The sequence below is a fragment of the Citreimonas sp. genome (assembly GCF_042096055.1).
Classification (GTDB): domain Bacteria; phylum Pseudomonadota; class Alphaproteobacteria; order Rhodobacterales; family Rhodobacteraceae; genus Citreimonas.
This window is the reverse complement of the sequence record NZ_JBELMH010000001.1, coordinates 80,116-93,726: the sequence shown is the minus strand read 5'-3', so window position 1 is coordinate 93,726 and position 13,611 is coordinate 80,116. Positions and strand designations below refer to the sequence as shown.

Annotated in this window: 15 protein-coding genes; 9 read left to right on the top strand and 6 right to left on the bottom strand. The window is 69.8% G+C overall.

Annotated elements, in window-relative coordinates; translation table 11 throughout:
• Positions 1–7 precede the first annotated feature (7 nt).
• Genes ACFDTC_RS00425 through ACFDTC_RS00415 form a run of 3 tightly spaced genes read left to right on the top strand, consistent with a single transcriptional unit; the run spans position 8 to position 1,739 of the window.
• A complete protein-coding gene (locus ACFDTC_RS00425) occupies positions 8–1,312 on the top strand; it encodes an HlyC/CorC family transporter (protein ID WP_375256880.1) in 1,305 nt (434 codons plus the stop codon).
• On the top strand, positions 1,309–1,500 hold the full coding sequence (locus ACFDTC_RS00420; protein ID WP_375256879.1) for a DUF4169 family protein: 192 nt from the start codon (positions 1,309–1,311) through the stop codon (positions 1,498–1,500). Before ACFDTC_RS00425 ends, ACFDTC_RS00420 begins: the two co-directional genes overlap by 4 nt.
• A complete protein-coding gene (locus ACFDTC_RS00415) occupies positions 1,497–1,739 on the top strand; it encodes a ribbon-helix-helix domain-containing protein (RefSeq protein WP_375256878.1) in 243 nt (80 codons plus the stop codon). The genes ACFDTC_RS00420 and ACFDTC_RS00415 overlap by 4 nt, the downstream gene beginning before the upstream one ends.
• Positions 1,740–1,743: 4 nt before the next feature.
• Here the strand turns inward: ACFDTC_RS00415 and ACFDTC_RS00410 are convergent, their stop codons facing one another.
• The gene (locus tag ACFDTC_RS00410) at positions 1,744–2,817 is read right to left on the bottom strand and encodes an ABC transporter ATP-binding protein (protein WP_375256877.1); all 1,074 of its coding nucleotides are present in this window, start codon (positions 2,815–2,817) and stop codon (positions 1,744–1,746) included.
• A 217-nt stretch (positions 2,818–3,034) separates the two neighbouring features.
• Between ACFDTC_RS00410 and ACFDTC_RS00405 the strand changes: the two genes are divergently transcribed.
• The gene (locus ACFDTC_RS00405) at positions 3,035–3,268 is read left to right on the top strand and encodes a hypothetical protein (protein ID WP_375256876.1); all 234 of its coding nucleotides are present in this window, start codon (positions 3,035–3,037) and stop codon (positions 3,266–3,268) included.
• 2 nt (positions 3,269–3,270) lie between these two features.
• Here the strand turns inward: ACFDTC_RS00405 and ACFDTC_RS00400 are convergent, their stop codons facing one another.
• Complete coding sequence (locus tag ACFDTC_RS00400) at positions 3,271–3,822, bottom strand: RSP_2648 family PIN domain-containing protein (RefSeq protein ID WP_375256875.1); 552 nt, start codon at positions 3,820–3,822, stop codon at positions 3,271–3,273.
• Positions 3,819–5,018 (bottom strand): RSP_2647 family RNA methyltransferase, encoded by a 1,200-nt coding sequence (locus tag ACFDTC_RS00395; RefSeq protein ID WP_375256874.1) that lies wholly within the window; start codon positions 5,016–5,018, stop codon positions 3,819–3,821. The genes ACFDTC_RS00400 and ACFDTC_RS00395 overlap by 4 nt, the downstream gene beginning before the upstream one ends.
• Positions 5,019–5,243: 225 nt before the next feature.
• On the opposite strand from ACFDTC_RS00395, the gene edd reads away from it, so the two are divergent.
• A complete protein-coding gene (edd, locus tag ACFDTC_RS00390; RefSeq protein ID WP_375256873.1) occupies positions 5,244–7,049 on the top strand; it encodes a phosphogluconate dehydratase in 1,806 nt (601 codons plus the stop codon).
• Between the two features lie 78 nt (positions 7,050–7,127).
• Positions 7,128–7,766: a bifunctional 4-hydroxy-2-oxoglutarate aldolase/2-dehydro-3-deoxy-phosphogluconate aldolase gene (gene eda, locus ACFDTC_RS00385; RefSeq protein WP_375256872.1), complete on the top strand. Its 639-nt coding sequence runs from the start codon at positions 7,128–7,130 to the stop codon at positions 7,764–7,766.
• A 139-nt stretch (positions 7,767–7,905) separates the two neighbouring features.
• On the opposite strand, the gene ACFDTC_RS00380 is transcribed toward eda, so the two are convergent.
• Together ACFDTC_RS00380 and ACFDTC_RS00375 are read right to left on the bottom strand one after the other, a co-directional pair.
• Positions 7,906–8,181, bottom strand: coding sequence for a hypothetical protein (locus ACFDTC_RS00380; RefSeq protein ID WP_375256871.1), 276 nt, complete (start codon positions 8,179–8,181; stop codon positions 7,906–7,908).
• Complete coding sequence (locus ACFDTC_RS00375; RefSeq protein WP_375256870.1) at positions 8,178–10,961, bottom strand: glutamine-synthetase adenylyltransferase; 2,784 nt, start codon at positions 10,959–10,961, stop codon at positions 8,178–8,180. Before ACFDTC_RS00375 ends, ACFDTC_RS00380 begins: the two co-directional genes overlap by 4 nt.
• Positions 10,962–11,149: 188 nt before the next feature.
• Between ACFDTC_RS00375 and ACFDTC_RS00370 the strand changes: the two genes are divergently transcribed.
• The 3 genes from ACFDTC_RS00370 (at position 11,150) to ACFDTC_RS00360 (ending at position 13,080) form a co-directional block, all read left to right on the top strand.
• Positions 11,150–11,584: a DUF2852 domain-containing protein gene (locus ACFDTC_RS00370; protein WP_375256869.1), complete on the top strand. Its 435-nt coding sequence runs from the start codon at positions 11,150–11,152 to the stop codon at positions 11,582–11,584.
• Between the two features lie 101 nt (positions 11,585–11,685).
• Positions 11,686–12,135: an RDD family protein gene (locus ACFDTC_RS00365; protein WP_375256868.1), complete on the top strand. Its 450-nt coding sequence runs from the start codon at positions 11,686–11,688 to the stop codon at positions 12,133–12,135.
• 132 nt (positions 12,136–12,267) lie between these two features.
• Positions 12,268–13,080: an arginyltransferase gene (locus tag ACFDTC_RS00360; protein ID WP_375256867.1), complete on the top strand. Its 813-nt coding sequence runs from the start codon at positions 12,268–12,270 to the stop codon at positions 13,078–13,080.
• A gap of 81 nt (positions 13,081–13,161) precedes the next feature.
• Here the strand turns inward: ACFDTC_RS00360 and ACFDTC_RS00355 are convergent.
• On the bottom strand, positions 13,162–13,611 hold a 450-nt coding region (locus ACFDTC_RS00355; RefSeq protein ID WP_375256866.1), incomplete at its 5' end, for a TRAP transporter large permease subunit.

The following is a 13,611-nucleotide window of genomic DNA, read 5'->3' as shown; positions in this document are numbered from 1 at the left end:
GGATGACATGGACGCCGCCTTCTGGATCACCATCGCAGCCATCCTTGGCCTGCTGACGCTCTCGGGCTTCTTCTCGGGCTCGGAGACGGCGCTGACCGCCGCGTCGCGGGGCAAGCTGCGCGCCGCGCAGGACAAGGGATCGAAGGGGGCCGCGCGCGCGCTGAAGATCACCGAGGACAACGAGCGGCTGATCGGCTCGGTCCTGCTGGGCAACAACATGGTCAACATCCTGGCCACCTCGCTGGCCACCGCGATGTTCACCCGCATCTTCGGCGAATCCGGCGTGGCTCTGGCGACGCTGGTGATGACGCTGCTGGTGCTGATCTTCGCCGAGGTGCTGCCCAAGACCTACGCGATCACCAACCCCGAACTGGCCGCCGCACGCGTGGCCACGCCGATCGCCTTCATCGTCAAGGTGTTCTCGCCCATGGTCAGCGCGGTGCGCCTGCTGGTGCGCGGCGTGCTGCGCATCTTCGGCGTGCGCACTGACCCCGACAGCCAGATCCTCGCCGTGCGCGAGGAGATCGCCGGCGCACTGCAGCTGGGCCATTCCGAGGGCGTGGTCGAGAAGGAGGACCGCGACCGCATCCTGGGCGCGCTGGATCTCGGCGACCGCACGGTCGAGGAGATCATGCTGCACCGCTCGAAGATCGAGATGCTGGACGCCGACACGCCGCCGCAGGACATCCTGCAGCAATGCCTGGAAAGCAGCCACACGCGGCTGCCGATCTTCCGCGACGACCCCGAGAACATCATCGGCCTGATCCACGCCAAGGACCTGCTGCGGGCGATGTACAAGCTGATCGACGGGACGGATTCCGCCGCCGAGGCGCTGAAGGAGTTCAAGGTCACCGACGTGATGATGAAGCCCTACTTCGTGCCCGACACCACGTCGCTGGACGACCAGATGCGCCAGTTCCTCCGCCGGCGGACGCATTTCGCGCTGGTGGTGGACGAGTACGGCAGCCTGCAGGGGCTCATCACGCTCGAGGACATCCTCGAGGAGATCGTGGGCGAGATCACCGACGAGTTCGACCCGCAGGCCGACCACCCGATCCGCAAGGCCGAGGACGGCCATTACTGGATCGACGGCGCCATGACGATCCGCGACTTCAACCGCGCCACCGACTGGACCCTGCCGGACGACGAGGCCAACACCGTCGCGGGACTGGTGATCCACGAGGCGCAGATGATCCCGACCGTGGGGCAGGTGTTCTCGTTCCACGGCTTCCGGTTCGAGGTCATGGCGCGCGAGAACAACCGCATCACACGGCTGAAGGTGCGTCCGCTGGACGCGGTGGTCGTGTCGTGACCGGGGTGGTGAACCTCAACAAGGCGCGAAAGGCCCGCGATCGTGCGGAAAAGCGCCGCCAGGCCGACGCGAACGCCGCCTTCCACGGGCTGAGCAAGGCGCAGAAGGCGCGGGCGCGGGCCGAGGCCGAGAAGGCCGGGCGCACCCATGCCGGCAAGAAGCGCGACACGCCCGACCCGGACGCATGAGCGGGCCGCCGGTCAAGCACTCGCTGACCCTGCGCGGGCACCGCACCTCGGTCTCGCTGGAAGACGAATTCTGGGCCGAATTCCGCGCCATCGCCCGCGCCGAGGGCAAGCCGATCGAGGCGCTGGCGGCCGAGATCGACGCGGCGCGCGATCCGGGCACAGGGCTGGCCTCGGCAATGCGGGTCTTCGTGCTGCGGCGCGTGCAGGCGCGGCTGGCCGAGGCCGCGAAGGACGCCTAGGCGCTCAGGCCGGGAAGACGAAGCAGCGGTCGCGCCGCACGCTCAGCCACAGCGGCGTTCCTGGCTTGGGCAGGAACACGTTGGGCACGGTCGCGCGCAAGACCTGGTCGTCGTGGTCCATGCGGAACTCGACCAGGCTTTCGGAGCCCATGAAGCGCGCGCGGCGCACCACGCCGCGGGCCGGCGTGCCGGCGATCTCGGTCGGGTTGGGGCCGCGCCCGCCGCGGTCGAAGTCTATGGTGACATGCTGCGGGCGGAACACGATCTCGACACTCGCGCCGTCGGGCACACCGGGCGCCAGGAACTGCCCGAAGGGCGTGTCGACCAGCGCGCCCTGCACGCGCCCGGTCAGCACGTTGACGTCCGAGAAAAAGGACACGGCGGCCTTGTCGGCGGGCGAGTTGTAGATGTTGTAGGGCGCGCCGCGCTGCACGATCCGGCCGTCGCGCATCAGCGCGATCTCGTCGGCCATGCGCATCGCCTCTTCGGGCTCGTGCGTGACCAGCAGCACGCCGGCGCCCTCTTCCTTCAGCAGGTCCAGCGTCTCGTCGCGGATGCCGTCGCGCAGCCGGTTGTCGAGGCCCGAGAACGGCTCGTCCATCAGCATGACCTTGGGCTTGGGCGCGATGGCGCGCGCCAGCGCCACGCGCTGCTGCTCGCCGCCCGACAGCTGGTGCGGGAAGTCGTCCATGTAATGCGACAGACCCACGCGTTCCAGCAGTTCGCCCGCGCGGCGGCGGCGGGCGGCCTTGGCGCCCTTGAGGCCGAAGGCCACGTTGTCGGCGACGCTGAGATGCGGGAACAGCGCGAAGTCCTGGAACATCAGCCCGACCGAGCGTTTCTCGGGCGGCACGCGGGTGACGGTGTCGCAGACCAGCTTGCCGTCGACGAGGATCTCGCCGCTGTCCTGCTGCTCGACCCCCGCGATCATGCGCAGCGTGGTGGACTTGCCGCAGCCCGACGGGCCCAGAAGGCAGGTGACGTTGCCCGGCAGGATCGACAGCGACACGTGGTCGACGACGGGCTTGCCGTCGAAGCGGCGCACCAGGTCGCGGGTTTCAAGCCTTGGGACGGTCATGCCTGCCTTTCGAAGCGGATTTCCGATGAAATTGCTCGGGTCAGGCGCCAGATAGCCTTCGCGGCCGTTGCCCGCAAGCCTCGTGCCGTCGGGGGAGGATCGGGAACGCTTCGTTAATCAACGCGTTATAGAGTGTCGATGCGCGCATCAGTCCACGCCCTTTGCGGCCAGGGACCGCGCGCACCGGCATCGCCCGACAAAAAGAAGGAGCAGAACCATGGGCCTGAAGATTCTGACGTTGAACGACGACGCGGTGGAAGGCGTGCTCGACGACACCAAGCCGTTCGACATGCGCCGGTCCGGCGACGTGCTGACCGCGCGTGTGGGCGAACATCGTTTCGTGCTTCCGGCGCGGGATTACCGCGGCGCCAGCGACATGCGCGCCTGCGTCTACAGCATCCTTGCGCGCTACCGAGCCGCGACCAAGTCCGGCCTGCCCGCGCTGGCCTGAGCCTACGCCGCCGCCTGGTCGAGCGCCTTGGCCAGCCGCGGCAAACGCGCCTTCTTGAGCAGCGGGCGCATTTCCCACGGATCCGCCGACAGGGCGCGCGCCTTGTCCAGCACCGCCGCGCAGGCGGTGCGCACCGGCTCCGGATCGGCCTTGAACAACCCCAGCAGGAACGCGTCGGGATCGGCGCGGCTCAGTCCCTCTTCGGCTAGTATGCCGCGGGGAAAGTCCTTGGCGTTGATCGTCACGATCATGTCCGCCGAGCCCGCGATCGCGGCCGCCAGCACATGCGTGTCGTTCGCGTCCGGCAGCCACAACCGGTCCTCGAGCGAGGGCGGCCAAGTCACCGCCGCGCCGGGCCAGTGCGCGCCCAGAAGCGCGATCTCGCCGCGGGCCTGCGCCTCGGCGTCCGGGCCGATCTTGCGCGTCGCGCGGGCCCATTCCTCGAGGATGCGCGCGGACCACAGCGGGCGGTACAGCCCCTGCCCCGCCGCGCCCAGCAGCACCTCGCGCATCACCGTGGGGTAGAGCACGCAGGCGTCGAGCAGGACCTTCACAGCCGGAAGACCAGCGCCTTTAGGTAGCCCGATTCCGCCAGTTGCGGCAGCAGCGGGTGGTCCGGGCCGGCGCCGCCGGTGTGGATCAGCTGCGCCCAGCGATGCGCGCGCCCGATGCCGCGCAGGCAGGCGCCGGTGAAGGCCGAGAGGTCCGCGGCGTGCGAACACGAGCAGAGCACCAGCGTGCCGCCCTCGGCCACCAGCGGCGCGGCCAGCCGCGCCACGCGTTCGTAGGCGCGCAGGCCCTTTTCCAGCGCGGGCTTGCCCGGCGCGAAGGCGGGCGGGTCGCAGATCACCATGTCGAAGGTGGCGCCTTCCTCGGCCAGCGCCTCCATCGTGGCAAAGGCGTCGCCTTGCCGCGTCTCGAACCGGTCGGCGAAGCCGCTGGCCTCGGCGCCCCGGGTGGCAAGCGCCAGCGCCGGGGCCGAGCCGTCGACCGCCAGCGCGTGCGACGCGCCCCCCGCCAGCGCGGCCAGCGCGAAGCCGCCCACGTGGCTGAACACGTCCAGCACGCGCGCCTCGCCCGCAAGACGTGCGGCGAAGGCGTGGTTGTCGCGCTGATCGTAGAACAGCCCGGTCTTCTGCCCACTGGTGAGGTCGGCCATGTAGGTCGCGCCGTTCATCGCGACCGGGACCGGGGCCTCCGGCGCCGTGCCGCGCAGCACCGTACCGGCATCGTCGAGGCCCTCCAATGCGCGCCCGCGCCCGCCCGCGTTCTTCAGCACGGTGGTCACGCCGGTCACGGCGACCAGCGCGTCGGTCAGCGGCTCCAGCAGCGCCTCGGCCCAGGCGGCGTTGGGCTGGATCACGGCCGTGTCGCCGAAACGGTCGATCACCACGCCGGGCAGGTTGTCGCCCTCGGCATGGACCAGCCGATAGTACGGCGCGTCGTAGAGACGCGCGCGCAGCGCCTGCGCCCGGGCCAGCCGGTCCTGTAGCCACGCGCCGTCGATCACGGCCTCGGCGTCGCGGTCCAGCATCCGCCCGGTGATGCGCGAGGCGGTGTTCACCGCCACCGTGCCCAGCGGCGTCCGCTCGGCATCCTCGAGCGTGGCGATGGTCCCCGGCGCCAGCGCCTTGGTGCGCCGGTCGAGGACGAGTTCGTTGTCGAAGATCCACGGCGCGCCGCGGCGGATGGCGCGGGCGTTGGCCTTGGGCTTCAGGCGAAGGACGGGGCGATCGGGCATGTCGGTCATGCCCCGCCATAGCGCGCGCCGCGGGACAAGGAAAGCACCCGCGATGCGCCGCCGCGTACGGACCCGATCGCGCCCCTGCGGCGTTTCCCGTGCGACGCCCGGACCGACATCCGCGGCGGCGAAGATGGCGGCATGGCTTTACTGATATCGCTAACGCGCTTACATGGAAGACAAGCCGCCCAACCCGCCCGCCCCGTCCCGGGCACTCGGACACCGGAGGATTCCATGCCGCTCAACGACACCGTCGCCCGCGTCACCCAGCGGATCGAGGAGCGCTCGGCCGAAAGGCGCGAGATCTACCTGGACCGGATGCGCCGCGCCGCCGACGAAGGCCCGCGCCGCGCGCACCTGACCTGCGGCAACCAGGCCCACGCCTATGCCGCGAGCGGCCCTGACAAGGACAGCCTGGCCGGCCACCGGGCGCCGAACCTCGGCATCGTGACCGCCTACAACGACATGCTCTCGGCGCATCAGCCGTTCGAGACGTTTCCGGACGTGATCCGCAAGGCCGCGCGCGAGGCCGGCGGCACCGCGCAGGTCGCGGGCGGCGTGCCGGCGATGTGCGACGGCGTCACCCAGGGCCAGGTCGGCATGGAGCTGTCGTTGTTCTCGCGCGACGTGATCGCGCTGGCCGCCGGCGTCGCGCTGTCGCACAACGTCTTCGACGCGGCCGCCTACCTGGGCGTCTGCGACAAGATCGTGCCGGGCCTCGTGATCGCCGCGGCGACCTTCGGCTACATCCCCGGTGTGTTCATGCCCGCCGGGCCGATGACCAGCGGGTTGCCCAACGACGAGAAGGCCCGCGTGCGCCAGCAATTCGCTGCCGGCAAAGTGGGCCGCGACGCGCTGATGAAGGCCGAGATGGAAAGCTATCACGGCCCTGGCACCTGCACCTTCTACGGCACGGCGAATTCCAACCAGATGCTGATGGAGTTCATGGGCCTGCATCTTCCTGGCGCGAGCTTCGTCAACCCGGGCACCGACATGCGCGAAGCGTTGACCAAGGCCGGCACCGCGCGCGCGCTGGAAATCACCGCGCTCGGCAACGATTACCGCCCGGTCTGCGACATTATCGACGCCAAGGCCTTCGTCAACGGCATCGTGGGGCTGATGGCGACGGGCGGCTCGACCAACCTGGTGATCCACCTGCCGGCGATGGCCCGCGCCGCCGGAATCGTGCTCGACCTCGAAGATTTCGACGACCTGTCCAGCGTGACGCCGCTGATGGCCAAGGTCTATCCCAACGGCCTTGCGGACGTGAACCACTTCCACGCCGCGGGCGGGCTGCAATACATGATCGGCCAGCTGCTGGATGCCGGGCTTCTGCACGACGACGTGCGCACCGTCGCGGGTGACGGCATGACGCTCTATCGGCAGGAGCCCAAGCTGAAGGACGGCCGCCTGACGTGGGAGGACGCGCCCACCGAGACGCAGAACGACAAGATCCTGCGCCCGGCGATCGACCCGTTCCAGGCCACCGGCGGGTTGCGCCAGCTGGCGGGCAATCTGGGTCGCGGCATGATGAAGACCTCGGCCGTCACGCCCGAGCGCCGCGTGATCGAGGCGCCCGTGCGCATCTTCACCGAGCAGGAGGACGTCAAGACCGCCTTCAAGGCCGGCGAGCTGAACCAGGACACGGTCGTGGTGGTGCGCTTCCAAGGGCCGAAGTCGAACGGCATGCCCGAACTGCACGGGCTGGTGCCGACGCTGGCGGTGATGCAGGACCGCGGCCACAAGGTCGCGCTGCTGACCGACGGTCGCATGTCGGGCGCCTCCGGCAAGGTTCCGGCAGCGATTCACGTCTCGCCCGAGGCCGCCGACGGCGGGCCGCTCGCCAAGCTGCGCGACGGAGACATCGTCCGCGTCGATGCCGAGACCGGCACGATCGACTGCCTCGCCCCCGACTTCGATGCGCGCGAACCGGTGAAATCGGACCTGTCGGCCAACGGCCACGGCGTCGGGCGCGAGCTCTTCGCCGCCTTTCGCGCCAATGTGGGCGAAGCCGCGCACGGTGCGGGCGTCGTCGTCTAGGCACGCGACCTTCACTTCGGCGCAAATACTCCCGCCGGAGGCGCCCCGCCCCGGCCGATACCACGCAAGGGCCCAAGCATGACTCCGCAAGACGCAAGCCGCGAGACCGAGAAACTCTGCCGCATGGCGCCGGTGATCCCGGTACTGGTGATCGACGACGTGTCGCACGCGCTGCCGCTGGCCCGCGCGCTGGTCGAGGGCGGGCTGCCGGTGCTCGAGGTCACGCTGCGCACGCCGGCCGCGCTGGCCGCGATCGCCGAGATGGCCACGGTCGAGGGCGGAATCGTGGGCGCCGGCACGCTACTGACGCCCAAGGACGTCGAGGCCGCGAAGAACGCGGGCGCACGCTTCGGCGTCTCGCCGGGCGCCACAGACCGGCTGCTGGACGCCTGCGAGGAGGCCGACCTGCCGCTGCTGCCCGGTGCCGCCACGGCATCCGAGGCAATGGCGCTGCTCGAGCGCGGCTACTCGGTGCAGAAGTTCTTCCCCGCCGAGGCCAATGGCGGCGCCAAGGCGCTGAAGGCGATCGGCGCGCCGATCCCGCAGGTTCGGTTCTGCCCAACTGGTGGCGTCACGCTGGGCAACGCGGTCGATTACCTGGGCCTGTCGAACGTACTGTGCGTCGGCGGCAGCTGGGTCGCGCCCAAGGACATGCTGGAAGCCGGCGACTGGGCGGGCATCACCGCCCTCGCGGCCGAGGCGGCCGGCCTACGCTAGGGCGCATTGCGCATGATCAAGGACGTTTACGCACGATCAGCGGCCACTAACTCCACAATGTCGGCCACTTCTCGCATGATTGCGGCCCTTTTTGCGCGAAGCGGGCGGTTACCGCATTAACACGGTCAATTTCCGCACATCAGCCCCGAGGCCGCGCCCGGTGGCCGCCGCGGCGGCGGGGCGTCACCGGCCCGTCCAGCCCGGCGCGCAGCACGCGGGTCATCGGATGGTCCTCCTCGCCGTGGCCCTCGACGACGTAGCGGTCGAGTAGCGCGGCGATCATCGCGCGCATGTCGCCCTCGGTCACCGACAGCGCCCAGTCGAGAAAGATCGACCGGCACTCGGCCTCGGAGATGCCGTCGATGCGGTAGGCCTCGTAGATCAGGCCCTTGGGGTCCAGCGCGTCGCCCTTCATTCGATCGCCTCCGGATCGGGCAGCACACGGGTCAGGATCGCGTCGGCGCGGGCCGCGTGATCGTCTAGCGCGCGCTGCAGCGCGCTCATGTCGTCGACCCCCGCCAGGCGGGTCAGGAAGGCGCAGCCCTGTGCGCCCAGGGTTTCGGGGTCCAGCGCCTTGTCGCTGACCAGCCGGGCGCCGATCTGCACCGCCCAGTGCAGGGCATAGGCCTCGGTCAGCGCAGCGCGGTCGTCGTCGCTGAGCCAGTCGGCGCGGCGCAGCGCGCGGGCCACCTGCCGCGCGGGTGGCCCCGGCACCAAGGCCGCGGCCTGCGCCAGAAGCTCGATGTCCTGCATCCGCCCCGGCCCGATCTTGAGGTTCCACGCATCGCCCCGGCCTTTCGCCCGGCCGATGCGCGCGCGCATGTCGGCGACGGCGCGCAGCACCGCATCACGGTCGCGCGGCGCGGTCAGAAGCTCGCGCCGCAGCGCCTCGATCTCCTCGCCCAGCTCGGCCGGCCCGGCCAGGACGTGCGCGCGGGTGAGGGCGAGATGCTCCCAGGTCCACGCCTCCTCGGCCTGGTAGGTGCGGAAGGACGACAGCGCCGTCGCGACCGGCCCCTGGTTGCCCGAGGGGCGCAAGCGCATGTCGACCTCGTAGAGCCGCCCCTCGGCGGTCTGCGCGGTCAGGGCGGTGATCAGCGCCTGCGTCAGCCGCGCGTAGTACGGCCGCGCGCTCAGCGGCCGCGGCCCTTCCGAGGCGTCGTCGCCCTCGGCGTCGTAGATCACGATCAGGTCAAGGTCCGAGCGCGCGTGCAGCCGCCCCGCGCCGAGGCTGCCCATGCCCAGCACCACGGCCCCGCGCCCCGGCGGGGCGCCGTGCTTGCGGGCGAACTGCGCCTGCACCACGGGCCACAGCGCGGCCACGGTCGCCTCGGCCAGGTCGGCATAGGCTCGGCCGGCCTCTTCGGGGTCCATCAGCCCGCGCAGCAGGTGCACGCCGATGCGGAAGTGCCATTCGCGCCACCAGCGCCGCGCGATGTCGAGCTGCCGCTCGTAGTCTTCTTCCTGTGCGAGGCGTCGGGACAGCCCCTGGTGCAGCGTCGCGCGGCCCGGCCAGGGGGCGAAGAAATCGCCGCCGATCACCGCGTCGAACACGTCGGCGTTGCGTGACAGGTAGCGGCCGAGATCGGCCGATGTGCCGACGATGTCCACCAGCAAGTCGATCAGCTGCGGGTTCGCCTCGAACAGCGAGAACAGCTGGACCCCGGCGGGCAGGCCGCGCAGGAAACCGTCGAAATTGCCCAGCGCCTCCTCGGGGCGGGCGGTGGTGGCGAGGCGGCGCAGGATCTCGGGCTCAAGCCGGGCGAAGATCTCGGTCGCGCGGCTCGAGCGCAGCGCGGGGTAGCTGGGCCATCGCGCGGGCAGCTCGCTGTCGCGCAGCGCGGGGGGCAGATCCTCGCACGCGTCGCCGGTGCCGGACTCGGGCGCGAAGAAGCCGTCGGCGAGGTCGTGCACCTCGGTCAGCCGGCGCTTGAGGTCGGCGCACATCTCGGCCTCGTCCACGCCCATCAGGCAGGCCAGTCGGGCAAAGCCGTCGTCGTCGCGCGGCAGCGTGTGCGTCTGCGCGTCGGCGATCATCTGCAGGCGATGCTCGACCACGCGATGCGCGCGGTAATGATCGCTCAGCGTATCGGCCACGTCGCGCGGCAGCCAGCCCTTGTCGGCCAGCACCGACAGCCCCGGCACGGTGGCGCGGGTGCGCAGGTCGGGGTCGCGGCCGCCGGCGATCAGCTGCCGCGTCTGGGTGAAGAACTCGATCTCGCGGATGCCGCCGCGGCCCAGCTTCATGTCGTGCTCGGGCAGCGTGATCGGCCCGCCCAGCCCCTTGTGCGCGCGGATGCGCAGCCGCATGTCGTGCGCGTCCTGGATCGCGGCGAAGTCGAGATGCTTGCGCCAGACGAACGGCGTCAGCGTCTCGAGGAACCGGGTCCCCGCCGCCGTGTCGCCGGCGCAGGGCCGTGCCTTGATGTAGGCGGCGCGCTCCCACGTGCGGCCGAGGCTTTCGTAGTAGCGCTCGGCCCCCTCCATCGACATGCAGACGGGCGTGACCGCCGGGTCGGGCCGCAGCCGCAGATCGGTGCGCAGCACGTAGCCCGCGCCGGTCATGTCCGACAGCATCGCCGTCATCTTCCGCGTCGCGCGCACCAGCGAGGCGCGCGCCTCGTGGTAGTCGTCGGGGTGGAAGCAGGTCTCGTCGAAGAGGCAGATCAGGTCGATGTCCGAGGAATAGTTGAGCTCGAACGCGCCCATCTTACCCATCGCCAGCACTACCATGCCGCCGGCCTGGGGGATGTCGGCCTCGGTCTGGCCGGGCAGCTTGCCGCGCAGGATCTCGCGCCCGACGCAGGCGCGCAGGGCAAGGTCGACGGCCATGTCGGCAAAGCGGGTGAGCGCCTCGGTGACGCGCTCGAGCGGCCAGGCGCCGGCGAGGTCGCACAGGCCCACCAGCAGCGCCATGCGGCGCTTGGCCTGGCGCAACGCGTCGGGCAGCGCGTCGTGCGACAGGTTCGCCAGTGCCTCGGCCTGCGCGGCCAGCGCCGCGTCGGGATCGTCGAGCGCGGGGCCGAGCCACTCGGCCTCCTTCTCGATCAGGGACTTGAGGTAGGGGCTGGACCCGCCGGCGCCCTCGATCAGCGCGGCGACGTCGCCAGACGCCCAGGGCGCGGCGGCGCGCGCCTCGGCCCCGCGGTCGGGGTCGAAGGGGCGCGGCAGGTGCGAGATTGAAAGTGCGGACATGACCGCAGATGGCCATGCCGCGCGGGCGGTTGCAACAGGCACGCGAAGAGCCCGCGCCGACCGCCCGCGCGAAAAATGTAAAAAACCTTCACATGGAGCCTTGAAAGACCGAACCTGGCGACCGATCTTGTGTGATGTGAAACGCATTCACATCCCCACCGGGACGCAACCCACAACGGAGAGAGACAATGACCGCCACCTACGACGCCACCCTTCCCGCCCGCGCGGGTTGGTTCGCCCGCGCCGAGGCCTGGCTCGATCACAAGGGCAAGGGTGCCTGGATCGCAGTCATGGTACTTGGTTTCGTCTTCTTCTGGCCGGTCGGACTGGCTGTCCTCGCATACATGATCTGGAGCAAACGCATGTTCAACGGGTCCTGCCGCAGCCGCCGCACCGGTTCGCACCGCCATGCCATGGCGGCCATGAAACCCTCGGGCAACACCGCCTTCGACGCCTACAAGGAAGAGACCCTGCGTCGCCTGCAGGACGAGCAGGCCGCCTTCGAATCCTTCCTCGAGCGTCTGCGCGAAGCCAAGGACAAGGCCGAGTTCGACCAGTTCATGGACGACCGCGCCCGTCGCGACGCCACGCCCGAGCAAGGTTCGGACAAGGCGACCGACTGATCGCTGCGCCGGCCCGACGCGGGCCGGCGGCTCCCATGCCGGCCCGTGACCGGGCCGGCCGACCCTTTCCCGGACACCATCATCGAGACAGCGGCACATCCATGTACACAGACATTCAACCCGCCCTGCCCGACCCCGCGGTTCAACCCGAGTTCTACGACGGCGTCGCCGTCAAGCGCGGCATCGCCTGGGCCATCGACGTCGTCGTGGTCGCCCTGATGGTGGTGCCCGCGGTGGTGCTGACGGCCTTCATCGGGCTGTTCTTCCTTCCGTTCCTCTACGCCGCGATCAGCTTCGTCTACCGGGTGCTGAGCATCTCGGGCGGCTCGGCCACCTGGGGCATGCGCCTGATGGCGATCGAACTGCGCGACACCGCCGGGCGCCGGCTGGATTTCGGCCAGGCCTTCCTGCACACGGTCGGCTACACCGTCTCACTGGCCTTCGCGCCGCTGCAGGTGATCTCGGTCATCCTGATGCTGGCGACCGAACGCGGCCAGGGCCTGACCGACCACGTGATGGGGACCGCCGCGCTCAATCGCCGCGCGATCTGAGGCTGGGTCCTGCACCGACACGTTAACCGACTGCAAGGAAAGGCGCGGACATCCGTCCGGCGCCTTTCTATTAGGGTTGGCGGACCGCAAATTGGTTGTTACCGTTTTGTCGAAAATCCGGGATAAAAACCCATGCGCCACTCGCTTCCGCTTGCCCCGCAGTTCTACGTGACTGCGCCCCAGCCGTGCCCGTACCTGCCGGGCCGGATGGAGCGGAAGCTGTTCACCGCGCTGCAGGGCGACGGTGCGCAGAAGCTCAACGATTCGCTGTCCAAGCAGGGCTTCCGCCGGTCGCAGAACGTGCTGTACCGGCCCTCCTGCTCGGAATGCGCGGCGTGCCTGTCGGCGCGGATCGACGTGGCCGACTTCGCGCCCAGCCGCAGCCAACGCCGCGCGCTGAAACGCAACGCCCGGTTCGAACGGCGCGTCGCCAGCCCCTGGGCCACCGAAGAGCAGTACGACCTGTTCCGCCGCTACCTCGACGACCGGCACGCCGACGGCGGCATGGCCGACATGGACGTGTTCGAGTTCGCCGCCATGATCGAGGAGACGCCGATCCGCAGCCGCGTGATCGAGTACGTCGATTCGGAGACCGGCGCGCTGATCGCGGTGTGCCTGACCGACATGCTCGATGACGGGCTGTCGATGGTCTACAGCTTCTACGAGCCCGAGCTGCACAAGGCGAGCCTCGGGACCTGGATGATCCTCGACCACATCGACATCGCGCGCGAGGCCGGACTGCCCTACATCTACCTGGGCTACTGGGTCCCGGGCAGCCCGAAGATGGGCTACAAGGCGCAGTTCGACGCGCTCGAGATCTACGTGCGCGGCCAGTGGACCCGCCTGAAGGAGCCCGCCGGCTACGAGGCGAGCACGCATCCCCTGTCGAACGACCCGATCGCCGAGCAGGTCGCCAATATCAGCCTGCCCGACACCCGCAGCTGACGCGCCGGGCCACCGAGGACGCCAAAGCAAAAAGGCCGCGCCCCGGGGGACGCGGCCTTCGTACTTTTTAGCTTGGCGCGGTCAGTTCGCCATCAGGTCGGGCAGGATCGTGACCACCGACGGGAAGAAGAACAGCAGCAGCAGCCCCATCACCTGGATCAGCACGAAGGGCACGACGCCGCGGTAGATGTGCCCGGTCGTGACCTCGGCCGGGGCGACGCCACGCAGGTAGAACAGCGCGAAGCCGAAGGGTGGCGTCAGGAACGACGTCTGCAGGTTCACCGCGATCATGATGGTCACCCATTTCGGATCGAAGCTGCCGCCATAGATGACCGGGCCGACGATCGGCACCACGATGTAGATGATCTCCAGGAAATCCAGCACGAAGCCCAGGATGAACAGCACCAGCATGACGATCAGGAAGACCTTGATCTCGTTGTCGAAGCTGCGCAGGAAATCCTGGATGTAGTGTTCGCCCCCGAACGAGATCACCACGAGGTTCAGCAGCTGCGACGCGATCAGGATGGTGAA

Excerpts from the sequence above, each read along its gene's own strand:
- ACFDTC_RS00380 (WP_375256871.1), bottom strand. The coding sequence starts at position 8,181 with ATGAAGGGCGACGCGCTGGACCCCAAGGGCCTGATCTACGAGGCCTAC.
- ACFDTC_RS00375 (WP_375256870.1), bottom strand. The coding sequence starts at position 10,961 with ATGTCCGCACTTTCAATCTCGCACCTGCCGCGCCCCTTCGACCCCGAC.
- eda (WP_375256872.1), top strand. The coding sequence starts at position 7,128 with ATGACTCCGCAAGACGCAAGCCGCGAGACCGAGAAACTCTGCCGCATG.
- edd (WP_375256873.1), top strand. The coding sequence starts at position 5,244 with ATGCCGCTCAACGACACCGTCGCCCGCGTCACCCAGCGGATCGAGGAG.
- ACFDTC_RS00360 (WP_375256867.1), top strand. The coding sequence starts at position 12,268 with ATGCGCCACTCGCTTCCGCTTGCCCCGCAGTTCTACGTGACTGCGCCC.
- ACFDTC_RS00425 (WP_375256880.1), top strand. The coding sequence starts at position 8 with ATGGACGCCGCCTTCTGGATCACCATCGCAGCCATCCTTGGCCTGCTG.
- ACFDTC_RS00365 (WP_375256868.1), top strand. The coding sequence starts at position 11,686 with ATGTACACAGACATTCAACCCGCCCTGCCCGACCCCGCGGTTCAACCC.
- ACFDTC_RS00395 (WP_375256874.1), bottom strand. The coding sequence starts at position 5,018 with ATGACCGACATGCCCGATCGCCCCGTCCTTCGCCTGAAGCCCAAGGCC.
- ACFDTC_RS00405 (WP_375256876.1), top strand. The coding sequence starts at position 3,035 with ATGGGCCTGAAGATTCTGACGTTGAACGACGACGCGGTGGAAGGCGTG.
- ACFDTC_RS00415 (WP_375256878.1), top strand. The coding sequence starts at position 1,497 with ATGAGCGGGCCGCCGGTCAAGCACTCGCTGACCCTGCGCGGGCACCGC.
- ACFDTC_RS00410 (WP_375256877.1), bottom strand. The coding sequence starts at position 2,817 with ATGACCGTCCCAAGGCTTGAAACCCGCGACCTGGTGCGCCGCTTCGAC.
- ACFDTC_RS00370 (WP_375256869.1), top strand. The coding sequence starts at position 11,150 with ATGACCGCCACCTACGACGCCACCCTTCCCGCCCGCGCGGGTTGGTTC.